Source organism: Streptomyces sp. NPDC060366 (genome assembly GCF_042725135.1).
In the GTDB taxonomy this organism is placed as follows: Bacteria; Actinomycetota; Actinomycetes; order Streptomycetales; family Streptomycetaceae; genus Streptomyces.
On the sequence record NZ_JBHXDC010000025.1, the window covers coordinates 1 to 23,211 of the forward strand.

Below are 23,211 nucleotides of genomic sequence, written 5' to 3' on the forward strand. Positions count from 1 at the left end.
ACATGATCCGTTCCTTCCCCTCGGGCACCCTCTGCGCCACGACTACGAAGCTACGGACGCCGCGCCACAACCACATTGGGCGTACGACCCGAGTCACCGGTGTCGCTGACTACACCCCCGCCCCCGGCCCACGACCACCGGCGGCGTGGCGTTGTTGACACACACTCCCCTCGCACCTACGTTCAATTCACTAAAGCAAACTTACGGGGTGGGGTTTGTGGCGTTCTGGATGGCTGCCGCGTCGCTGTGGTGCGTACTGCAACTGCTGTTGTTCTCGTGGCCCGCGCGGACGGTCGGCTGGCCGACCGTGCTGCTGGCCTTCGGAATCGGCGCGTACGGCTGCGGCGTCTTCTCGGTCCTGATCGAGACGGTCGTCACCCGCCAACTGGCCGCCGCCGACGAGACGTCGATGCGCACGGTCATGGACACCGCGATGTGGACGACGGCGCCGGCCGCCGAGGAACTGCTCAAGATCCTCCCGCTCGCGCTCGCCGCCTGGGCGCTGCGCGGCCGGGTCCAGTGGGGCCTGACGGACTTCGTGGTGCTGGGCGCCGCGGTGGGCGTGGGATTCGGGCTGCTTGAATCGGTACTGCAATTCGCATTCGCACCGGATGTCCACGTTCGCCCCATCGAGTCGGCGGGTGGCTGGTCGGTCGCGACACGGCTCTTCGAGGCGCCGTTCGTCTCGGGCTTTCCCGAGCTGCTGGGGCACTGGTTCCCGGCGGCCGTGGGCACCCTGGAGCTGGGCTCCGCCACCGCGACCGTGCCGGTGGACAACCATGTCGCGTGGTCGGCGCTCGGCGGCCTCGCCGTGGGGCTGGTCGTATGCGGACACCGCTGGTGGGTACGGGCGGCGGGGCTGCTGCCGCTGCTGGCGGCCATCGGTCTGCACACCGCGGTCAACTACATCGCCGCACTGCCCAGCGCCCACGGAGCACCGCGCGAGTGGTACGACCGGATCGTCGCGAGCGGGCTCTGGCTCGTGCTGGGCTGTCTGGTGGCGGCCGTGGTGTGGGACGTGCGTACGCGGCGGGCCGGGCGGTCGCGTGAGGCGGGGGTGCGGCTGCGGGGCGAGCGGGAAGGGGCGGCCGGGGGCGTCGAGGGTGAGGGCGGGGGCTCCGGCGGCGCGCTGCTGAACTACGCGCTGCTGCGGGCCCCGTGGACCACCCTGATCGCGCTGCGGTACGCACGCCGGCGCCGGGCTCTCTTCCATGTCACCACCCACCCCCGCGCCCGCCCGGAGCACGTCGCCGCGCTGCGGGACGAACTGACCGCCCGTACCGCCGAGTTGGACGCCACGGCGACCCCGGAGGCATGGCGCGGCACCTCGATACGCGAAGCCTGGCGACGGGTCCGGGCACGCGGCGCCGGCCGGCTGCCGTGGTGGGAGAAGGTAGTTCTGGTCCTCGGACTGGCCCTGCTGATCCCCTCCGCCCTCCTCGCCGCCACCTTCGCCTTCGAGGGAACGGAGGGGCTTGAGGAGTACTTCACCGAGGGTCAGGGCTGGCAACTCCTCATCGGCTGCGGTCTGGCGGGCCTGCTGCTGGCCGCGTTCCGCCTCGTCATGACGTGGCGCTCCCTCCCCCTGGTGCGCGCCCTGCCGACCGCCGAACCGCACGCGGCCGCCCTGCTGCGAATAGGGCTGGTCGCGGGGAGCCTCTGCGCGGGGGCGCTCCTGCTGTCGCGCGCGGGCACCATCGCCGAGAACGGCAAGGTCCTGCCCGACCACCTGATCGTCTCCTTCGTGCTGGAGAAGTTCCTGGACGTGGCCCCGGCCCTCATCCTCACCCTGCTGATGTTCGCCCTGCCGTTCGCGCTGCCGTTCGGCGTCGCCACCGGCGGACTCGGCTTCCTGCTCCCGGAGCTGCTGGCGATGGCGGCGGGCCGCGTACTGACCCCGATCGCCGCCCGCGCGGCGGCCTAGGTGGGCGCGCGGCTGGTGGGCCGGGGCGCGCTGGCGTGGGCGCGGAACGCGCTGCGGAGCGGCCGGGGCCGGTTCACCCGTCGTCCGGACGAGATCAGGCACGGCCGTACGGACCCGGTGGACATGGCGACCGGCCGGATGTTCCTGCCGGTGACGGACGTCGAACTGCCGGGCGTGCTCCCGCTGGTGTTCTCGCGGCGGGTCGACTCCGGTTACCGGGGCGGCCGTTGGTTCGGCCCGGCGTGGGCCTCGACGGCGGACCAGCGGCTGGAGTTCGACGAGCACGGCGCGGTGTTCTTCACGGAGGACGGCCTGCTGCTGGCCTACCCGCCCCCGCTGCCCGGCGGCCACGCGGTACTGCCGGAGGAGTCCGCCGGGCGCGCGCGGTGGCCGCTGGCGCGGGCCGCCGACGGCTCGTACACGGTCACCGACCCGGACGCCGGGCAGGTCCGCACGTTCACCGCGCACGGCGACAGCGGTGTGGCCCTGCTGCGTACGGTCACCGACCGGCACGGCAACCGGATCACGTTCACGTACGACGCGCAGGGCGCACCGGTCGAGATCGGGCACAGCGGCGGTTACACGCTGCGCCTGACGACGACGGGCGAGCGGATCACGGGCCTGTGGCTGGGCGAGGCGCGCGTGAAGGCGTACGGCTACGACGCCGAAGGCCGGCTGACGCAGACGTACAACTCGTCGGACCTGCCGCTGCGTTTCGCGTACGACGCGGCGGGCCGGGTGACGTCGTGGACGGACACCAACGACCGCTCGTACACGTACGAGTACGGCGGCGCCGACGACGACCGGGTGGTCTCGGAGGGTGGCGAGGGCGGTCACTACAGCTTCCGTCTCGCGTACGACGGATCCGAACCGTCCCTCCCCGGCCTCACGCTCACGACACTGACCGACCCCGACGGGGCCACCACCCGCTACCTGATCGACGAGCGCCATCTGGTGGTCGGCGAGATCGACGCGAACGGCGCCGTGTCACGTACCGCCTACGACACGGCCGGCCGCGTCACCGCCGAGACGGATCCGCTGGGCCGCACCACGGAGTTCACGTACGACGAGCACGGCCTTCCCACGGGCGTACGGCGTCCCGACGGCAGCACGGTCGTGGCCGACCTCGACGCGGACGGCAGGCCGGTACGGATCACCGACCCGGCCGGGCAGGTGTGGCACCAGACGTTCGACGCGTCCGGCAACCGCACGTCGGTCACCGACCCGACGGGTGCCACGACCCGCTGCCTGTACGACGGCCGGGGCGCCCCGCTCGCGATCACCGACCCGCTGGGCGCGACCACGCGTGTGCGGTGCGACGCGGCGGGACTGCCGGTCGAGACGACGGACCCGCTGGGCGCGACGACGCGGCTGGCACGTGACGCGTTCGGCCGGGTCGTGGCCGTCACCGACCCGCTGGGCGCGGTCACCCGCTTCGAGTGGTCAACGGAGGGCTCGCTCCTGCGCAGGACGGGGCCGGACGGCGCGGCGGAGTCGTGGACGTACGACGGCGAGGGCAACACCGTCACGCATACCGACGCCAACGGCGCTCTCACGCACCACGAGTACACCCACTTCGACCTGCTGACGGCCCGCACCGGCCCGGACGGCGCGCGCTACTCCTTCACACACGACGCGGCGACGCGGCTGACCGGGGTGACCAACCCGCAGGGCCTGACGTGGAGTTACGCCTACGACGCGGCCGGACATCTCATGTCCGAGACGGACTTCGACGGCCGCACGGTGCGGTACGGCCTGGACGCGGCGGCCCAACTCGTCTCGCGGGTCGACCCGTTGGGTGTCCGTACGGACCTCCGCCACGACCTGCTGGGCCGTCTCGTCGCGCAGGACGCGGGCGGCGAGGTCACCACGTTCGACTGGACGGCGGGCGACGACCTGGCGCGTGCGACGGGGCCGGACGCCGAACTGCTGCGGACGTACGACCCGGCCGGGCGCCTGCTGACGGAGACGGTGGACGGGCGCGAGTTGCGGCTGTCGTACGACGCGGCGGGGCGGCTGTCCGGCCGGCGGACCCCGGCGGGCGCGGTCACGACGTACGCGTACGCCGCGGCGGGCAACCGCACCGGACTCACGGCGTCGGGGCGGTCGTTGACGGTGGCGCGGGACGCGGCGGGCCGCGAGACCCGGCTCGGCTGGGGCGAGGCGCTGTCGCTGACGCAGACGTGGGACCCGGCGGGGCGGCCCCGGTCCCGCTCGTACGCGGGCGCGGCCGTCCCCGCGGCCGCGTACACCTGGCGCCCGGACGGCCACCTCCTCGCCGCGGGCGACGCGCGCTACACGCTCGACCCGGCGGGCCGGGTCACCGAGGTCCGGGCGGCGGCGGACTGGTCGGAGTCGTACGCCTACGACACGGCCGGCAACCAGACCGAAGCCGCCTGGCCGGCCGACCTCGCGTACCCCGAGGCGACGGGCCCGCGCACCCACACGGGCACCCGCGTGGGAACGGCGGGCACGGTCCGCTACGAGTACGACGCGGCGGGCCGCACCACCCTGCGCCAGAAGCCCCGCCTCTCGCGCAAGCCGGACAACTGGCGCTACACCTGGAACGCGCGCGACCAGCTGGCGGCGGTGACCACACCGGACGGCACGACGTGGCGCTACGCGTACGACGCGCTCGGCCGCCGCGTCTCCAAACAGCGCCTGTCGCCGGACGGTTCGGCCGCGGAGGAGACCCGCTTCACCTACCAGGGCACCACCCTGGTCGAGGAGACCTCGGCCTCCACGGACTGGACGGGCACGCAGACGCTGACCTGGGACCACGACGAATCAACCCTGACACCGCTGGCCCAGACGACCCGCTACGACGCCCCTCAGTCCGAGACGGACACCCGCTTCTACGCGATCATCACGGACCTGATCGGCACCCCGACCCACCTGATCGACGAGTCGGGCACAACGGCCTGGCACGCCCGCCGCACGCTCTGGGGCACGACGACCTGGCCCCCCGACGCCACGGCGTACACCCCCCTGCGCTTCCCGGGCCAGTACCACGACCTGGAAACGGGCCACCACTACAACCTCCACCGCCACTACGACCCGGAATCCACCCACTACCTGACCCCGGACCCCCTGGGCCTGTCCCCGTCCCCGAACCCGACGGCGTACGTCCACAATCCACTGACGTGGTGCGATCCACTGGGTCTGGCGCCCCGATGCGGTGTGGATCCGCCTCCCCTGGGGGCTCGAATTCCGGCCCGGCAAGGCGCATCAGTAGGGTCAGCCGCCTCTCACAGTTACAAAAAAACCTTCTTCGACGCCTACCCGGCAATGAAGGGAAAGGTCGTGGTACATCATGCGATAGAACAGCAGATGCTGAAGCGGCATCCGGGCCTTTTCAGTACCGCCGAGATTCATTCACTGGAGAACCTGCGCGGAATACCAAAGGGCCTGATAAACAACGCCGTCCACCTCAGCGAGATAAGAAAGCATTGGAACAACTTCTACCGAGGCCATCCGTCCCCCACAAGGCAGCAGGTTCTCGATCAAGCAACAATCATCGATGATATGCTGGGAAACTGGTTCACCCCCCGAATAAGGTAAGAGCGCAGGAATTTACCATTGGAGGACGCGGTGTGGCGGGAAATCATTGCCCCTTGGGCGGAAGGGCTAGATATTGGAGAGCCCGCCTCGGAGAGCGGCATACAGGCGGCGGAGGATCGCATCGGGCCTTTTCCGCAGAGCTTGCGAGAACTCCTGATGGAGTTCGACGGGGTGAGCGACGAATATGGGACGGATCTCATCTGGACCGCTGAAAAAATCGCGAATGACAACGAATATTTCAGGGCGGACAGGAGTTTCTCGACGCTCTACGCCCCATTTGATTCACTCCTTTTCTTCGGAGACAACGGAGGAGGGGACCAGTTCGCCTTCACGCACTCAAACACTGTTGTCGCCTGGGATCACGAAACGGACGACAGGAATCCCGTGACGAATTCCTTGCGCGAGTATGTGGTCAACTGCCTGGAATCTCAAGGCGGCGACTGGCACAGAGAATAGGCCTGCCGGCCGGCTGGGAAGTCTCCTCCCGAGCACATCCGCATGCGGTCCGCGGAAAGGTGCGGGATCACCCGGGCAGGTCGTGAAGCCTGAGTGCGCGAAGCAGGTCATGAGGGCTCCGCGAGGCGCCCGGCGGAACCCCGGCGGAGCCGCTCGCGGACGTAGTCCGTGAGCGACCGGCCTCCCAGCAGGCACCAGAGCGCGATCACCGGGTCGCAGATCGCGCAGCCCAGGGACGAGTGTTCCGCGAACGGGATGATCGGGTTGCCCTTCAGGTGGTGGAGCGCGTCCCAGGCCGTGTGGAGGAGCCAGGCGATGCCGATGAAGGTCCAGGAGTCGAGGCCGCGGTAGGCGCAGTACGTGATCACCGTCGTGAACACGAACTCCCAGGCGCCGAAACCCCCGCCGCTGAGATAGGCCGCGCCGGCGCCCGCGACCATGATCGCGTTGAACCGGCGGCGGTGCGGCTCGCGGATGAGGGACATGAGGGTCACGTAGACGATGCCGATCAGTATCGGCGCGATGATGATCATGGTCGCGAGGCATCCCTGGGCCGGTTCGTACGGAGGACAAGGCGGCAGGCAAGCCGCGCGCCGCTGTCGACAGTAGGCAGCGACACCGCACACCCCCAGTGGCGAGAATGCCAAGCTTCAACGGGATAGCGCCAATACCACCGATAGCTCTCTGACCTGCATCAACCTCCACGGGTGGGCCCGCTTCGCCGTTGGACACCGCACGGCGTGGCGGTACGTTACGGCCATGCACACCGTCGCCGTCCTGGCCCTGGAGGGAGTCATCCCCTTCGACCTGTCGACCCCCATCGAGGTCTTCACCCGCACGCGGCTGCCCGACGGCCGCCCCGGCTACCGCGTGCGCGTGTGCTCCGAGCGGCCCGATGTCGACGCGGGGCTGTTCACGCTCCGTACGTCATGGGATCTGGACGCGTTGAAGGACGCCGACACGGTCCTCGTACCCGGCACCGCCGACCCCTCGCGGCCCCTGCCGCCGGCCGTCCGGGACGCGCTCCGTGAGGCCGCCGCGGCCGGTACCCGTATCGCCTCCGTCTGCTCGGGGTCCTTCGTCCTCGCCGCCGCCGGTCTGCTCGACGGGCTGCGGGCGACCACGCACTGGATCGCGGCCGACCGCCTCGCCGCCGGTTATCCGGGCACCGACGTCGACCCGGACGTGCTGTACGTCGACAACGGCCAGATCCTCACCTCCGCGGGCGCCGCCGCGGGGCTCGATCTCTGTCTGCACATGATCCGCCGTGACTACGGCTCCGCCGTCGCCGCCGACGCCGCCCGGCTGTCGGTGATGCCGCTGGAACGCGAGGGCGGGCAGGCGCAGTTCATCGTGCGGGAGCAGCCGTCCACGCCTCGTGGCGCGACCCTCGAACCGCTCCTGCGGTGGCTGGAGGAGCACGCCGAACGCGACCTCAACATGGCGGACATCGCCGCCCGGTCGGGGACGAGCACCCGCACCCTGATGCGCCACTTCCGCGAACAGACCGGCACCACACCGCTGCGCTGGCTCCACCGGGCACGCGTCCGCCGGGCCCAGCACCTGCTGGAGACCACCCAGCACTCCGTTGAACGCGTCGCCGCCCAGGTCGGTTTCGGCTCGGCCACCGCCTTCCGTGACCGCTTCAAGCAGATCACCGGCGTGAGCCCGCACGCCTACCGGCGCTCGTTCCGCTCGGCCACGAGCGAGTCCTGGACAGCCGTATCGCAGGCCGGGCACATGGCCTCGTCCGCCACGGGGCGGAACAGCAGCGGCTGGACGTGGCGTTCGCTCTCGCACTCGCGCATCTGGGCGACCCGGGGCACGGGGGCGGGCGGAGGGACATGTACGGCCACCGGCTCGCGGAGGATGTAGCGGACCAGGCCGCCGGGGCTGTGGATGCACGTATCGGTGGCGGGCAGACTCCGGCGGATCTCGGTGCGTACGCCGTCGGCAGTGTGGCCGCGCGCCAGCCACTGCGAGGCGAGCGTGGCCAGTTGGGGCAGCATCCCGCGTGGGACGCGCAGGCGGCGGTCGAGGTGATGGAGGTCGGTCACCGCCTCCCGCGCCGCGTCCGGCTCCTGATGGTGGGAGGTGTTCCCCTTCGGGGTGTTTTCTGGATGACGACCGGCGGCCCGACCCGTCGGCCGACCGGCGGCCGGAGAATTGACCGCCGGAGCCACGACCGGGACTCCCCCGCCTCTCGCGGCCGCCGCCTCCGCCTCCGACAGGGGGACGCTCGACACGAGTTGGACGGTGGACCACAGGCCGCGAACGCCCTGCTGGCGCCACTCGTGGACGTAGCCCTCCGCCTTCAACTGCCCCTTGGCACGGAGGAACGCGCCCTTCTTGATCCCGGCGCGTGTCGCGGTCCGCGAGAGTGATTCCTTGGCGTCCAGCGGGAGCGAGAGCTGCCAGGTCAACAGCCGTACGGCGTCGGAGGACAGACGCGGATGGCGGATGATGTCGTTCGATACCTGCGAGAAGAAACGGGCAGGCGGGATAACATGCCGAAGCATTCCGGGTGCTCCTATCGCACTCGTCGTGTAGGCCCTCGTCGCTGGCTGCGAACCGGCGATGGGGGCCGCTTTGTGCTCACGGTACAGCAACACGCGTGCACACAGAGTCACTTCGCGCGATCACCCGAGGAGCCCGGCACATGACCCCCGACACCCGCGTAGACCCTCCTCACCTCGGCGACGAGCGCGACACCCTGCGGGCCTACCTCGACTACCACCGGGCGACCCTCGCCATGAAGTGCGCCGGCCTGAGCGACGACGAACTGCGGCAGCAGTCGATGGCGCCATCGACGCTCTCCCTCCTCGGCCTCGTACGCCACCTCGCCGAGGTCGAACGCGCCTGGTTCCGGCGGGTGTTCGATGACAACGGGGCGCCGATGCTGTGGTCACCCCCGGGCGAGATCGACTTCCAGGCGGCGTACGACGCGGGCGGCTCGACCCGGTCCGAGGCGTTCACCGCCTGGGAGGCCGAGGTCGAGAACTCCCGCAGTGTCGAACGGGCCGCCGTATCACTTGATGTGACGGGGCATCAGCCCCGATGGGGCGAGGACGTCTCGCTGCGGATGGTGATGGTCCACGTACTACTGGAGTACGCCCGCCACAACGGCCACGCGGACCTGCTGCGCGAGGGAGTCGACGGGACGGTGGGTGCGTAGCCGGGCCGGCCCGCCCCGGGAGCCCGGCCCCTCCCTGTCACACGTAACCCGTCACACGTGACCCGTCATACGTACCGCGCGTACTCGTCCAGCGCCCCCAGCACCTCCGTCTCGCCGCCCGAGGGCAGTTGCAGCACCACTTCGCTCACGCCCAGGTCCGCGTAGTGCGTCAGCTTGCCCGCTGAGGGACGGACCGCGTACGGGACGATCTGGAGTGCTTCGGGGGCGCGGCCCGCGCCCTCCCATGCCTTGCGCAGCGCCGGGATCGACTCGCCCAGGCCCCGGCCGCCGATCGGAAGCCAGCCGTCCGCCTGTTCGGCGATCCGGGCGAAGAGTCTGGGCCCCGCCGCGCCGCCGACCAGGGTGCGGGGGGCGCCGTTCGCAGGCTTGGGGTGGACCTCGCTGGGGCGTACGGAAGCGAACTCGCCCTCGTAAGGCGTCGGTTCGGGCGCCCACAGCGCGCGCATCATCGCCAGCCGGTCCCACCCGAGTTCGCGCCGTGTCGCCCAGTGGACGCCGTGGTCCGCCGCCTCCTCCTTGTTCCAGCCGAAGCCGAGCCCGAGGGTGAACCGGCCGCCCGACAGATGGTCCAGCGTCGCGATCTGCTTGGCGAGGTCGATCGGGTCGTGCTGGGCGATGAGGGTGATGCCGGTGGCGAGGCCGAGCCGGTCGGTGACCGCCGCCGCCTGGCCGAGCGCGACGAAGGGGTCGAGCGTACGGCCGTACTCACGCGGCAGATCGCCGCCCGCCGGGTACGGGGTGGCCCGCTCGACCGGGATGTGGGTGTGCTCGGGGAGGTAGAGCCCGGCGAAGCCACGCTCCTCCAGCTCCCGTGCGAGCCGCACGGGCGTGATCGTCTCGTCGGTGAGGAAGATGGTGGTCGCGATCCGCATGCGGGCCTTCTCTTTTCGGGTCGGGTGGCGGAGCTCGGTGGTGGGCGAGCGGCGTACAAACCTATGCCCGGCCCGGCGGGACTGATGCGGACCCGGGTCCCACCAGCCACTGGCAATGTGCGGACCACCTTCCAAACCCCTTCCCTTGCCCGCCCGTTCACGGCTCAATACCAGGGTTCGAGTGCACCACTCCTGTCCGTTCCTGTCCCTTCCTGTCCCTCTCGACACTCCTGGGGAGCCGCCGGCATGTGCAACGACCACACGGAACACGCGATGGGCAGACGCGGTCTGCTCGTGACCGGAGCGGCGGCGGCCCTTACGTTGGGCACCGTGAGCTTCGCGAACGCCGCGCCCAGCGGAAACGGCAGCGGAAACGGAATCGGCACCGGGAACGGAGACGGCACCGGCACCGGGACCGGAGACGGCACCGGCACCGAGACCAGGACCGTACGCGGCACCCTGCCCACCGGCTCCCCCGACTTCGTCTACCTCCCGGTCGACGTACCGCGCGGCGTCCGCGAGATCCGCGTCTCGTACAGCTACGAGCGGCCCACCGTCCCGGCCGGCACCCAGGGCAACGCCCTCGACATCGGGATCTTCGACGAGCGCGGCACCGAACTCGGCGGCAACGGCTTCCGGGGCTGGTCCGGCGGCGCGCGTACGGAGTTCTTCATCCGCGCCGATGAGGCGACCCCCGGCTATCTGCCGGGCCCGGTCCGGTCCGGGAAGTGGCACGTCGCGCTGGGCCCGTACACCGTCGCGCCCGAGGGTCTCCCGTACGAGGTCACGATCACCCTCACGTACGGCGCCCCCGGCAGCACCCCGCGCCCGGTCCACCCGCCCGAGCGGGCCAAGGGGCGCGGGCGCGCCTGGTACCGGGGCGACTGTCATCTGCACTCCGTGCACTCGGACGGCAGGCGCACCCCGGCGGAGATCGCGGCGGGCGCGCGGGCCGCCGGGCTGGACTTCATCAACACCAGCGAGCACAACACCTCGTCCGCGCACGGCGCGTGGGACGGGCTGTGGGGCGACGACCTGCTGATCCTCACGGGTGAGGAGATCACCACCCGTAACGGCCATGTCGTCGCCATCGGCATGGACGCGGGCACGTTCGTCGACTGGCGCTACCGGGCCCGTGACAACCGCTTCGGGCACTACGCGCGCGAGGTGCGGCGCGCGGGCGGGCTGGTCGTGCCCGCGCATCCGCACGCCACCTGCATCGGCTGCAACTGGAAGTTCGGCTTCGGGGACGCCGACGCGGTCGAGGTGTGGAACGGTCCCTTCACCCCGGAGGACGAGGTGGCCCTGGCCTCATGGGACAACACCCTTGTGTCGTCCGCGCGTTCGGGACGGCCGTGGACCCCGGCGATGGGCAGCAGCGACGCGCACCGCGACCCCGACCCGATCGGCACCCCGCAGACGGTCGTCCTCGCCGACGAGTTGTCCCGAGAGGCGATCCTGGCCGGCATTCGCGCGGGCCGCAGCTACATCGCGGAGTCGGCTGCGGTGTCCGTGACGTTCGGCGCCTCGGGCGGTCGCGGGCAGCACGCGGGCATCGGCGAGCGGCTGCGGGTGGCCGACGACGCCCCGGTGACGGTACGGCTGGAGGTCACCGGCGCCCCGGCGGGCAGTTCGGCGCGCATCGTCACCGAACAGGGGACGCTGCACACCGCCGCGCTGCCGGAGTCGGGCTCGGGCACGGTGGAGTGGCGTACGACCGCCGAGTACGCGACGTACGTACGCGCGGAGGTACGCCGCCCGCCGGCGGTCCCGGGTGTGCCCGGCCTGCCCGGTCCCTTCGTCGCGCTCACCAACCCGGTGTTCCTGGGCGGCAAGGGCGCCTAGGGCCTGTCGTTTGGATCAGGCCGGATCAGGGAGCGCCCGCCGCGCCAGCGGCTGATGTCCGCGTTGGTGCGTGGGAGCGCAAGGCGGAGGAGGGAGACAACGCGGAGCGTTGGCGACCGACGACAACGCGGCGGGCGTGCGTGCCAGGGACCGCGAGCCCGGCAAGATCCGAACGACAGGCCCTAGGTCGTGTCCGGCGGCTTGTCGACCGGGCCCCGCCCCCGTATCACCACGGGGCGGGGCACCCGGCTCACCGCCACGGATCGCTGAACGACCTTCCGGGTACCGGCTTGGCGATCAGCGCGATGGTGATGAAGAAGCTGACCTGCCCGATCGCGTTCACCAGCGTCGCGAGCGCCTTGGCGTCGTAGTGCTCGGCCGCCAGGGCGTACAGCTCGTCGGAGACCCGCTCACCCTCCGCGGACGGCTGGAGCACGGCGTCCACGAGCGCCAGCGCGGCGCGCTCGGCAGCGTCGAAGTACGGCGAGTCCTGCCAGGACACCACCGATGTGATCCGCTCCTGCGACACCCCGGCCTTACGAAGGAAGCCCGTGTGCAGAACGGTCAGATAGGTGCTGCCGACGAGCTGGCCCGCGCGCAGGTGGACCAGGCTGATCGTGGTGCGCGGTACGGAGCCGTTGCCGACGGCCTTGAACAGCGCCGCCGATACCTCCGCCAGCTCGGGGACGAGCTCGGACGGGTCCTCGGTCATCCGCGGGCCCTTCGGGACCACCGCGGCGATCGAACGTGTTTCCATGGCCGTGTCCTTCGTGTTGTCGCGTCGCCGCCACCGTCGCGTTCACTCACGCGCCGGCGGCACTCTCACCCTCCTGACGGATCCCGGCGCGGAGTTGTGACCGACGGGCTGTCCGCATCCGGATTTACCCGGAGGGGTCGCGTCCTTTACCGTGTCGAGGGCTTGTGCAGACCCCCGCCCGAGGCTGACGCCGCCACTCCGGACAAGGCAGACTGTCGGGGGCGATACCGGCAGTTCGGCGGGCAGGGGGAGCTATGGACCGTGACAGCGGGCCGCGCGTACCGGAGCAGCGGGCTCCGGCCACACCGAACAGCACGACGACCAGCACGAAGAGCGGCGCGGCCGACATCACGACGAACAGCGCGGCGAGCAGCGCGGTGAGCACCGGGAAGAACGCCGGGAAGAGCATCGCGGAGAGCGGCGCACCGGCCGGCACCCCGGTCCTGCTCGGCGAGCTGCGTTTCGCCGTACTCGGACCGGTGCGGGCCTGGCGTGGTGGCGAGTCGCTGTCGTCCGGTTCACCTCAGCAGCGCGCACTGCTCGCCGCTCTCCTCCTGCGGGACGGCCGGACCGCCACCGCCGGTGAGCTGATCGACGGCATCTGGGGCGAGACGCCGCCGCCGCAGGCGCTCGCCACCGTGCGTACGTACGCCTCCCGGCTGCGCAAGGTCCTGTCCCCCGGTGTCCTGGTCAGCGAGTCCGGCGGGTACGCCCTGCACACCCGGCCGGACGCCCTGGACCTCGGCGTGGCGCAGGAGTTGGCCGCCGCCGCCGAGAAGGAGCAGACGGCGGGGAACCGTCACCAGGCCCGTGTGCTGATCAACAAGGCGCTGGGTCTGTGGGACGGCGAACCGCTGGCGTCCGTGCCCGGTCCGTACGCGGAGACCGAGCGCGCGCGGCTCGTCGAGTGGCGCCTCCAGCTCGTCGAGGGCCGGCTGGACATCGATCTGGAGCTGGGCCGGCACGCGGAGGCCGTCTCCGAACTCACCGCGCTGACCGCCGCGCACCCGCTGCGCGAGCGCCTGCGCGAACTGCTGATGCTGGCCCTCTACCGCAGCGGCCGGCAGGCCGAGGCGCTGGCCGTGTACGCGGACACGCGCCGTCTCCTCGCCGACGAACTGGGTGTGGACCCGCGGCCCGAACTGGCCAGGCTCCAGCAGCGCATTCTCCGGGTGGACGCCGAACTGGCCCGCCCGACGGAGGAGACCCCGCCCGTCGTCACCTTCACCCGGCCCGCCCAACTTCCCGCCACGGTGCCGGACTTCACCGGACGGGACCTGTTCGTACGGGAGTTGGGCAACCGGCTCGCCAGAGCCGAGGGTTCGGTGATGGCGGTCTCCGCGCTCGCCGGTATCGGTGGCGTGGGCAAGACGACGCTCGCCGTGCACGTCGCGCACGCGGCCCGGCCGCGCTTCCCCGACGGCCAGTTGTACGTGGACCTCCAGGGCGCGGGTGCGCGGTTCGCCGAACCGGAGGCGGTGCTCGGCTCGTTCCTGCGGGCGCTCGGCACTCCCGACTCGGCGATCCCGGACTCGGTGGACGACCGCTCCGCGCTGTACCGCTCGACGCTGGACGGCCGCCGGGTGCTGATCCTGCTCGACAACGCGCGCGACGCCGCGCAGGTACGCCCGCTGCTGCCCGGTACGGAGGGATGTGCCGCGCTCGTCACGAGCCGCGTCCGGATGGTCGACCTGGAGGGCGCCCATCTGGTCGACCTGGACGTGATGTCGCCGGAGGAAGCTCTCCAGCTCTTCACCCGCATAGTCGGTCAGGAGCGCGTCACTTCGGAGCGCGAGGCGGCGCTGGACGTGGTCGCCGCCTGTGGTTTCCTGCCGCTCGCCATCCGGATCGCCGCCTCCCGGCTGGCCTCGCGCCGCACCTGGACGGTCTCGGTCCTGGCGGCGAAGCTCGCCGACGAGCGCCGACGGCTGGACGAACTCCAGGCGGGTGACCTGGCGGTGAAGGCGACCTTCGAACTCGGCTACGGCCAGTTGGAGCCCGCCCAGGCCCGCGCGTTCCGGCTGCTGGGGCTGGCCGACGGGCCGGACATCTCGCTGGCGGCGGCAGCCGCCGTACTCGATCTGCCGACGCACGTGACCGAGGATCTGCTGGAGTCCCTGGTGGACACCTCCCTCCTGGAGTCCGCCGCGCCCGGCCGCTACCGCTACCACGATCTCGTGCGGCTCTACGCGCGTGCCTGCGCCGACCGCGACGAACAGCCGCGCACCGGGATCGACGCGGCGCTCTTCCGGCTGCTGGACTTCTATCTGGCGACGGCGGCGCGCGTGTACACGATCGAGCGGCCGGGCGACCGCCTCAAGGACCATCTGGAGCCCACGGAGTACGAGGGTCTGGTCTTCACCGACCGGCACGAGGCGCAGGACTGGCTGTACGCGGAGGCCGACTGTCTGCTGGCGTGCGCCCGGCAGGCGGCGGGCGGGTCGCGGCTGCGGGGTGCGGTCGATCTTCTGTGGGCCGCGCAGGACCTGGCGGAGTCGGGCGCCAACTCCAAGTCGTACGAGACGGCGGCCCGTTCCGCGCTCGCTGCGGCACGCGCGGCGGGCGACGCCCGTACGGAGGGGCGTGCGCGGACCTCGATGACCAACGTCCATCTGGTGGCGGGCCGTTACGAGGAGGCGGACGACGAGGCCCGGCAGGCGGCGGCGCTGGCGGAGTCCGTGCAGGACCCGGTGCCGGTCTACTGGTCGGACAACGACCGGGGCATCATCGCCTTCAACCAAGGCCGCTTCCAGGACGCCGAGACGCATCTTTTCAGGGCGATGGAGGGCTCCCGCGCCGACGGCAACCGCCCCGGCGAGGCGAGCGCCCTGTGCAACCTCTCGCGCATCCAGCACTCCCTGGGCCGTACGTCCCAGGCCGTGGCGCTGGCCGAACAGGGTGTCCAGGTCTACGACAGCATCGGGCACACACTGCGGCTCTCCAACGCCCGCTTCGCGCTGGGGATCGCGCTCACGAACGCCGGGCGGCACACGGAGGCGCTGGAGCAACTGGGCGAGGCGCTGGAGGGGTTCGAGGCGAACCGGCAGCGACTGTGGGAGGGCACCACCCACTTCCGTATCTCACAGGCCCACTTCGCGGCCCACCGTGCCGGAGCCGCCGCGCAGCACGCCGAGCAGGCGCTCGCGATCGGCTGCATCGGCGGTGACCGGACGAGGGGCAACGTCCTGATCACGCTGGGCAAGGCGCTGGAGAGCCTGGGGCAGGCGGACCGGGCGCGGGTGTGCTGGCGCGAGGCGCTCGCGCTGCACGAGGGGTCGGGCGCGGTGGAGGCCGAGGAGGCACGGGAGTTGCTCGGCGTCCCGCTCAGCGCGGCATAGGGGACGCATGGGGCGAGTGCCGCCCGGTGGGGACGGTCGCTCCGCCGGGGCCGGTCGTCCTGCCGGGGTGTCCGATGACAGGCGGGGTGCCCGGCCTGGGCGTTCATCGAATGTTTATGCTCTTTCGGCATGCTCCAGTGCATATTCGATCCGTCGCCTCGGGGGGCAGACGGGTCGCTTGGGACCGTCCCATCCTCGGGGGGTGAGCGGTCCCCCAGGCCTTCTGCCCGGCGACCTCGGGGGAGTATCCGGGCAGAAGGCCGCCTTAGGTCCGACGTAGGGCAACCCCAAGGGGGACAAGATGAGCAGCACCGAGAAGAACCCGGAAGAGACCACGCAGGGCGACCACCACTCGCCCGCGCCGCCGAAGACCACCACGACGACGCAGGGCGACCACCACTCTCCGGCACCGCCGAAGAGCGGCGCCACGACGCAGGGCGACCACCACTCCCCCACACCGCCCAAGTAGTACCGGGCGGCGGTCGCGGCGGCGGGGGAGGGGAGCTGCCGGGACCGCGCTCCAGGGGGAAAGAGAGAGACGACGACAGTCGGGACCGTTCAGGGGGCCCCGCCTGTCGTCGTCTCTCTTTGCGTTCCTGCGGTTAAGGCTGTGTCTTGCCGGTCAGGCCGCGCGTTGCCGGTCGGGCCGCGTCCTGCCGACGGTCAGGCGGAGGTGCGCAGGACGTTCTCGACCGTGCACTCGCCGCCGGAGGCGCCTTCGTCACCCGATACGTCCGCCGCGGTGACCTCGACGGTCTCCGAGCCTCCCGCGGTGACGCTCGGAATGCTGCCGAAGCCGTTGCCGACGCTCGCGCCGGCCGCGTCGGTGAACTCGACCGAGAAGGTGTAGCTGTAGTCCACCGAGCCACTGTTGGTGGCGGTGACCTCAGCGACGAAGCCGCCGGCCACGGTGTCGTACTTGCAACTGTCGATGGTCAGATCCCGGCCGGCGTCGGCGGAGCTGCCACCCGTCACGGATCCCCCGGTGGTGGTGGAGCCCGACGATCCGTCGTAGTCGTAATCGTCGTCGTCGTAGTCGCTGTCCGAGTGGCTGCTGCCGCCACTGCCGGAACTGCTGCTGGAGCAGCCACCGCCGCCGGAGCCACGGGCGCCGGTCAGCGCGAAGACGGCGATACCGAAGACGGCTATGGCACGGACATGGCGAATTTTCATTTCAACCCCCGTTGAAAATAGTGCAGTTGGTCATTGTTGATGCCCTTTTGTCGAGCGCATGTCACCCTAGCAGTGCGCGAGGGGTGCTCGGTTACGGGACCAAATCTGGCGGCCCTTGGTTCCCGGGCGTAGCGTCGGATTTCGGAAGCTGTGCTCTGCACGCTCGTCCAAGGAGGCCGTCGATGGTCCGCAACATCATCGGGTCGGTCCTCGCCGTCATCGGGGCCGCCTCGGCGGTCGCGAGTCCGTTCCAGGCCTGGTACAACGGCCGGCACGGCCGGGACTACCGCGTCGAGGACCTGTTCAACGGCATCACCGGCACCGGTTCGGACCTGTGGGTCTCTCTTCTGCTCCCGTTCGTCTTCGCCGCCCTGGTCACGCTGGTCGGGCTGGTGCTGCGCTCGCGGCTGCTGGTCGCGCTGGCCGGGCTGGTCGTGCTCGGGTTCACGATTCTGTGGATGGTGCGCCAGGGGCAGGCCGCCGGGAGCCTCTCGCTGACCAGCGACGGCACGGGGCTCGGCCTCGGCGTCGCCGCCGCCCTGGGCGGCGGGGCGCTGCTGCTGATCGCGGCGGCGGTGATGAGCGGCCGGACGCGGCGCAGAGGCGGCGGAGGCGGCCATCGGTACGTCGGCGACCGGGATCGGGATCGGAACCGGGACGGGAATCAGGACGACTACCGGGACTACAGATACGACCCGGACGTGCGGGACCAGTGGTACGACGACGACCGGATGCCGCCCGTACAACCGCCGGTGAACGGTCCGCAGCAGCAGAACGACCAGGGGGCGGGGCCGCAGTCCTGGGATACCGAGGAGCAGCCGTGGGCACAGCCCCCGCCGGACGACACGACGCGCCGTCCGCACGGGAATTGACCGGCCGGGCCGGGCGCGGGCCGGCCGGGTGCGGAGGGGCGGTCAGCCTCCTCGGCTCCCCTCTCGTACGAGCGGGGAGCGTCAGCGGGCGCCCCGGCCCGTGGCCGTGCCCTTGATCGCGTCCAGCGCGTACACGCAGCGGTCCTTGCTGCACGCGTACACCACTCCTCCGCGCGCCACCGGTGAGCCCGTGATCTCGCCGCCCGTCGCCAGCTTCCAGCGGAGCTGTCCGCCGCCGGCGTCCAGCGTGTAGAGGACATGGTCGGCCGAGCCGAAGTGCAGTCGGCCGTCGGCCACGACGGGCGCGCCGACGACCTCGCCGCCCGCGGCGAAGCGCCACTTGGGTGTGCCGGCCACCGCGTCCAGCGTGTAGAGCGCGCTGCCGCTGCCCACGTGCACGTTCCCGGCGGTGACCAGGACCGGTTCGAGGGACTGGCGGGCCTCGGTGGCGATGCGCCAGCGGTCCTTGCCGGTGGTGGCGTCCAGCGCGTACACGGTGCCGAGGTAGTCGGCGAGGTAGACGCCGCCGCCGGTCACGGCGGGGCCGGGCGCGAAGGCGGGCGGCGAGAGGAAGACGGCGGGCGCCTCGAAGTGCCAGCGCACACGGCCGGTCGCGGCGTCGATGGACAGGACGCGGGTACCGGCCGAGACGTACACGTACCCGTCCGGGGCGGGGACCAGGCGAATCGGTACGCCGCCGCAGGACGCGCCGTCGCCGATGGGGTATGACCAGCGCTCGCTGCCGGTGCGCGCGTCGAGCGCCCGGAGCCGGGCGTTCTGCCACACGTACACCGTGCCGTCGAAGATGGCGGGTCCGGCCTCGGGCGTCTCGAAGTCGGTCTGGGCGCCGCTGACTTCCCACAGCTTCTCGCCGTTGGACGCCTCCCACGCCTGGACGCCGCCGCCGCGCGTACCGGTGACGACGGTGCCCCGGTCGGTCTTCAGCGAGTACACCCAGGCGTCGGTCTGGAGCCGCCAGCGCTCGGTGCCGTCCGAGCCGTCGAGCGCGTAGAGCGTGGGACCGTCGGATGCGTGGATACGGCCTCCGGAGACGGCCATCGCCCACGCCACGTCGCGTGTCTTGAACTGCCGGCGCCCGCTGCCCACGTCCAGCGCGTGCACCTCGAACGACGTGACGTAGAGCAGATCGCCGTCGACGACGGGGGTGCCCCAGACGTCGTTGGACATCCGGAAGCGCCAGGGCCGCCAGCGGCCCGGTGCCGCGCCGTCGGGTGCGGGCGAGGGCGCGGGCATCGGCGGCGCCGCGGGGGCCTGGACGGCGCCGGCGGGCAGGTCCGCGGTCAGCCCGGCGGGTGGCCGGATCCAGCCGGTGGCCGGTCCGGCGTCGGCGGAGGCGGCGACCCGGCCGTCGGGGACGCGGGGGCCGGGGCCGATCGGTACGGGGGAGCCGGAGAGCCTGACCGGGCCGCCGGGGGACGCGCCCAGCGGTGCGGGCACGGCGGGCGCCCCACCGCCGCCCCGGCCGCCCTGCTGTCCCTGTCCGGCCCGACCGCCCTGGCCGCCGCCCTGACCTCCCTGGCCTTCGCCGTCGCGGCGCCACGCGGCGTCCCAGTCGGGCGAGTGCGCGGGCGGCGGCGGATGGTGCGCGGGCGGCGGCGGGACCGGCGGGCGCGCCGCCGCGGCGGCGGCGGCCGCGTTGATCCGTCCGCCACCACGCCGTTCCTCGATCATCTCGGTGGCGGACGCGGGCAGCCAGGCCGAAGCCGTACCACTGTCGTCACTGCCCGAGGCGAACAGGTGCGGGGCGAGCTGCGACTGGAGGTCGGCGGGCGACGGGCGACGGGCGGCGTCCATCTGCATGCACGACTCGATGAGCGGGCGCAGGTCGTCGGGCATCCCCTCCAGATTCGGTCCCTCACGCAGCAGCATGAAGACCGTCTCGACGGGGTTGGCGCCGTGGAAGGGGGCGTGTCCGGTGGCGGCGAAGACGAGGGTGGAGCCGAGCGAGAAGATGTCGCTGGCGCCCGTGACGCTGCGGGAGTCGCGTGCCTGCTCGGGCGACATGTACGCGGGGGTGCCGACGGCCACGTTGGTCATGGTCAGCCGGGTGTTGGAGACGCCGGACGCGATGCCGAAGTCGATGACGCGCGGCCCGTCCTCCACCACCAGCACGTTCGACGGCTTGAGGTCACGGTGGACCAGACCCTCGCCGTGGATGGACTGGAGCGCCTCGGCGATGCCGGCGGCCAGCCAGCGCACGCCCTGGACCGGCAGCGGACCGCACCGGTTGACCATCTCTTCGAGCGAGGGCGCGGGCACGTAGGCGGTGGCCAGCCAGGGCACGGCGGCCCGGGGGTCGGCGTCCACCACGGCGGCCGTGTAGAAGCCGCTGACCGCGCGGGCGGCCTCCACCTCGCGCGTGAAACGGACGCGGAACAGCTGGTCCTCGGCGAGCTCGGTGCGCACCGTCTTGATCGCCACGCGCCGGCCCGAGGCCGAGCGCGCGAGATAGACGAGCCCCATACCGCCCGCTCCGAGGCGTCCGAGCACCTCGAAGGGCCCGATACGTCTCGGATCGTGCTGCGTCAGCTGCTCCACTTGCCTGCCACCTCCCCGTACGGGCCACAAAGGTACGGCCCCCTGCACCCTGATTCTTCCTGTCTGGCTCGATGGTTGCGAACCCGGGGGCGGATCGGGGTGTCTCACCCTGTTTCGGACAGGAAATGAGCGAACGACCTCGTACGGGGTGAGTATCACGCCCGTATGAGTGTTGACGCGTACGGGCCAACGCGGGTTGCGCCGCCCCCGGACTCCGGACGGACTACGCCGCCGCCGGCTCGGCGAGCAGCGCGAAAGCGGCGCCCTGGTTGTCCGCGACGACGGCGATCCGGCCGTACGGGGTGTCGGCGGCGGACTCCCTGACCCGGCCGCCCAGCCGTACGGCGTCGGCGACCGTCTCGTCGCAGTCGGCAACGGAGAAGTAAACGAGGAAATGCCCCGGCATCTCCTTGGGGAATGCGTCGGTGATGACACTTCGCCCGCCGATCGCGGTGTCACTCCCCGGCTCGGAGCCCTCCGGGGACCAGGTGCGGTAATCGGCCGGTTCGCCCGGCAGGTCCTTGCCGACGAAGCCGAATACCGACTCGTAGAAGAGGTCGACGCTCTCCTTGTCCCTCGTATAGACCTCTGTCCAGCAGAAAGATCCGGGCTCGCTCTGCTTTTCGAAGCCGGGGAACGCCCCCGGCTGCCAGAGGCCGAAGACCGCGCCGCCGGGATCGACGCCCTGCGCCATCGTGCCGTACGGACCCACGGGTGTCGGATCCATCACCATTCCGCCGCCGGCCTCCTTGATTCGCGCACTGAGTGCGGCGGCGTCAGATGTCGCGAAATAAACGCCCCAGGCGGTCGGCATACGCCCGTCCTGCTTCGCTGCGAGTGCGGCCACTCGCTTTCCGTCACTGAAAGCATTCGTGTAGTGCCCGTATGCCGCACCGCCGTCCGCGCCGAATGTCCAGCCGAACAGCTCGCCGTAGAAACGCTTGCCCGCCTGGACGTCGGGAAGCGACACATCCACCCAGCACGGTGTGCCTTCCGCGAATGCGGCCATGAGCCCGGATCCTTCCTTCGTGTGCGCACCGCCCGAGCGGCGCCCCTTCCGGCCACGCTAATGGCGCATTTCGCCCGGCGCAGGGCGGGGCAAATCGAACAATTGACTAATTGTCTCCTGGTGAGGGCCTGTGCGCACTGAGTTGTCCACCGAAGTTGTCCACAGGCTGTTGATAACACTTTTCCTGGTCACGGCCGTCCGGGGCGCGCCCCCTTACCGCCTCTTAACGGTCTCTTACGGCCCCGGTGATCAGCGGGCGGTTCCCCATTTGCAGTCGGCCGAATCGCGCTCCGATCCCCCCTCGGTAAGCTGACGGCATGACAGGACAAGTGCGTACCGTCGACGGCCGCGTGGCCGGTCGGCGCGGCCAGGCGACGCGGCAGAAGCTGCTCGACTGCCTCAGCGAGATGCTCAGCACCTCGCCGTATCGGGACGTCAAAGTCATCGACGTGGCCCGGAAGGCAGGCACTTCACCCGCGACCTTCTATCAGTACTTCCCGGACGTCGAAGGCGCCGTCCTTGAGATCGCCGAGGAAATGGCCAAGGAGGCCGCCGGATTGACCGAACTGGTCTCCGGCCGCTCCTGGGCGGGTAAAGCGGGACGCCAGACGGCGGAAGAACTCGTAGAGGGATTCATCGACTTCTGGCGCAAGAACGACGCGATCCTCAGGGTCATCGATCTCGGCGCCGCCGAGGGCGACAAGCGGTTCTACAAGATCCGTATGAAGATCCTGAGTTCGGTCACCAACTCCCTTACGGATTCCGTGAAGGAGCTCCAGTCCAAAGGCAGGGTCGACAAGGACGTCAACCCCGCCGCGATGGCCGGTTCGCTGGTCGTCATGCTCGCCGCGGTGGCCGGGCACCAGAAGGGCTTCCAGACCTGGGGCGTGAAGCAGGCCGAACTGAAGCCGAATCTGGCGCTGTTGGTCCACCTGGGCGTCACGGGCAAGAAGCCGGCGAAGTAGCCGCGCCCGCGGGGCACGGTACGGGCGTGCCCTTCCCTCCGTCCTGTCACGCCGGTGGCGGATCAGCGAACTGATCCGTCGCCGGCGCTCCCGTCTCACGGACCGGACGGCAGCACACGCTCCACCATGTCGCCGATCAGCCGCGCGGCCTCCTCCTCCGAGAAGACACCGGGCAGCGTGAGCCGCTCCACCACCAGCCAGTTGGCGGCCAGATAGAGCATCTTGACCGCGTCGGCGTCACCGGGCAGCCCGGACGCCAGATGCCCCTCGACGTTCGCCTCGACGTCCTCGACGACGCGCGCGGTCAGTACGGCGCGCAGCTCGGGGCGCCGGGTGGCCTCCAGGCGCAGTTCGAGCAGCGCGAGGAAACCGGTCCGGAACGCGGTGACGCGCTCCACCACCTGCCGCACCAACTCCGCCGTCCGCTCACGGGTGTTGGGCCCGGCGAACAGACCGGCGGCGGTGGCCTCGTCCGGGATGAGCCGTTCGTAGATCCGGTGGCCCACCTGGTTGAGCAGCTCGTCACGGCTGGTGAAGTAGTTGGACGCCGTGCCTTTGGGCACGGCCGCCTCGGCGTCGACGGCCCGGAAGGTCAGACCGCGGGCACCGTCCTTGGCGAGCACTTCGATGGCGGCGTCGACAAGTGCCGAGCGCCGGGCCAGGTTCTGTCGCATCGGGGCGGTC

At 71.2% G+C, this 23,211-nt stretch carries 17 protein-coding genes; 10 read left to right on the forward strand and 7 right to left on the reverse strand.

What is annotated here, in order from left to right:
- Positions 1-208 precede the first annotated feature (208 nt).
- Genes ACFWHU_RS34965 through ACFWHU_RS34975 form a run of 3 tightly spaced genes read left to right on the forward strand, consistent with a single transcriptional unit; the run spans position 209 to position 5,941 of the window.
- Positions 209-1,924: a PrsW family glutamic-type intramembrane protease gene (locus ACFWHU_RS34965; protein ID WP_387230064.1), complete on the forward strand. Its 1,716-nt coding sequence runs from the start codon at positions 209-211 to the stop codon at positions 1,922-1,924.
- On the forward strand, positions 1,925-5,485 hold the full coding sequence (locus tag ACFWHU_RS34970; protein ID WP_387230066.1) for a DUF6531 domain-containing protein: 3,561 nt from the start codon (positions 1,925-1,927) through the stop codon (positions 5,483-5,485). It begins immediately after the preceding gene.
- Positions 5,486-5,503: 18 nt separating this feature from the next.
- Positions 5,504-5,941: an SMI1/KNR4 family protein gene (locus tag ACFWHU_RS34975; RefSeq protein WP_387230068.1), complete on the forward strand. Its 438-nt coding sequence runs from the start codon at positions 5,504-5,506 to the stop codon at positions 5,939-5,941.
- Between the two features lie 107 nt (positions 5,942-6,048).
- Here the strand turns inward: ACFWHU_RS34975 and ACFWHU_RS34980 are convergent, their stop codons facing one another.
- A complete protein-coding gene (locus ACFWHU_RS34980) occupies positions 6,049-6,474 on the reverse strand; it encodes a DUF6010 family protein (RefSeq protein WP_387230070.1) in 426 nt (141 codons plus the stop codon).
- Between the two features lie 226 nt (positions 6,475-6,700).
- Here ACFWHU_RS34980 and ACFWHU_RS34985 point away from each other — a divergent pair, with 226 nt between their 5' ends.
- Together ACFWHU_RS34985 and ACFWHU_RS34990 are read left to right on the forward strand one after the other, a co-directional pair.
- Entirely contained in the window at positions 6,701-7,816 is a 1,116-nt protein-coding gene (locus tag ACFWHU_RS34985; protein WP_387230072.1) for a GlxA family transcriptional regulator, read from the forward strand.
- Between the two features lie 784 nt (positions 7,817-8,600).
- Complete coding sequence (locus tag ACFWHU_RS34990; protein WP_387230074.1) at positions 8,601-9,116, forward strand: DinB family protein; 516 nt, start codon at positions 8,601-8,603, stop codon at positions 9,114-9,116.
- A 65-nt stretch (positions 9,117-9,181) separates the two neighbouring features.
- Here the strand turns inward: ACFWHU_RS34990 and ACFWHU_RS34995 are convergent, their stop codons facing one another.
- A complete protein-coding gene (locus ACFWHU_RS34995; RefSeq protein WP_385804238.1) occupies positions 9,182-10,009 on the reverse strand; it encodes an LLM class F420-dependent oxidoreductase in 828 nt (275 codons plus the stop codon).
- 246 nt (positions 10,010-10,255) lie between these two features.
- Between ACFWHU_RS34995 and ACFWHU_RS35000 the strand changes: the two genes are divergently transcribed.
- Positions 10,256-11,854, forward strand: coding sequence for a CehA/McbA family metallohydrolase (locus ACFWHU_RS35000; protein WP_387230076.1), 1,599 nt, complete (start codon positions 10,256-10,258; stop codon positions 11,852-11,854).
- A gap of 250 nt (positions 11,855-12,104) precedes the next feature.
- On the opposite strand, the gene ACFWHU_RS35005 is transcribed toward ACFWHU_RS35000, so the two are convergent.
- Positions 12,105-12,611, reverse strand: coding sequence for a carboxymuconolactone decarboxylase family protein (locus ACFWHU_RS35005; RefSeq protein WP_387230078.1), 507 nt, complete (start codon positions 12,609-12,611; stop codon positions 12,105-12,107).
- A gap of 254 nt (positions 12,612-12,865) precedes the next feature.
- Between ACFWHU_RS35005 and ACFWHU_RS35010 the strand changes: the two genes are divergently transcribed.
- Positions 12,866-15,949, forward strand: a complete 3,084-nt coding sequence (locus tag ACFWHU_RS35010) for a BTAD domain-containing putative transcriptional regulator (RefSeq protein ID WP_387230080.1) — start codon at positions 12,866-12,868, stop codon at positions 15,947-15,949.
- Between the two features lie 301 nt (positions 15,950-16,250).
- Positions 16,251-16,418: a sigma-like protein gene (locus ACFWHU_RS35015; protein ID WP_385804227.1), complete on the forward strand. Its 168-nt coding sequence runs from the start codon at positions 16,251-16,253 to the stop codon at positions 16,416-16,418.
- A gap of 194 nt (positions 16,419-16,612) precedes the next feature.
- On the opposite strand, the gene ACFWHU_RS35020 is transcribed toward ACFWHU_RS35015, so the two are convergent.
- Positions 16,613-17,122, reverse strand: coding sequence for a hypothetical protein (locus ACFWHU_RS35020; protein ID WP_385804224.1), 510 nt, complete (start codon positions 17,120-17,122; stop codon positions 16,613-16,615).
- Between the two features lie 182 nt (positions 17,123-17,304).
- Here ACFWHU_RS35020 and ACFWHU_RS35025 point away from each other — a divergent pair, with 182 nt between their 5' ends.
- The gene (locus ACFWHU_RS35025; RefSeq protein ID WP_387230083.1) at positions 17,305-17,994 is read left to right on the forward strand and encodes a hypothetical protein; all 690 of its coding nucleotides are present in this window, start codon (positions 17,305-17,307) and stop codon (positions 17,992-17,994) included.
- Between the two features lie 81 nt (positions 17,995-18,075).
- On the opposite strand, the gene ACFWHU_RS35030 is transcribed toward ACFWHU_RS35025, so the two are convergent.
- Together ACFWHU_RS35030 and ACFWHU_RS35035 are read right to left on the reverse strand one after the other, a co-directional pair.
- The gene (locus ACFWHU_RS35030) at positions 18,076-20,553 is read right to left on the reverse strand and encodes a PQQ-binding-like beta-propeller repeat protein (RefSeq protein ID WP_385804219.1); all 2,478 of its coding nucleotides are present in this window, start codon (positions 20,551-20,553) and stop codon (positions 18,076-18,078) included.
- Positions 20,554-20,776: 223 nt separating this feature from the next.
- Entirely contained in the window at positions 20,777-21,562 is a 786-nt protein-coding gene (locus ACFWHU_RS35035; protein WP_387230085.1) for a VOC family protein, read from the reverse strand.
- Between the two features lie 317 nt (positions 21,563-21,879).
- Between ACFWHU_RS35035 and ACFWHU_RS35040 the strand changes: the two genes are divergently transcribed.
- Positions 21,880-22,527 (forward strand): TetR family transcriptional regulator, encoded by a 648-nt coding sequence (locus ACFWHU_RS35040; protein WP_387230087.1) that lies wholly within the window; start codon positions 21,880-21,882, stop codon positions 22,525-22,527.
- A gap of 95 nt (positions 22,528-22,622) precedes the next feature.
- Here the strand turns inward: ACFWHU_RS35040 and ACFWHU_RS35045 are convergent, their stop codons facing one another.
- Entirely contained in the window at positions 22,623-23,201 is a 579-nt protein-coding gene (locus tag ACFWHU_RS35045; RefSeq protein WP_387230089.1) for a TetR/AcrR family transcriptional regulator, read from the reverse strand.
- Between the last annotated feature and the right edge of the window lie 10 nt (positions 23,202-23,211).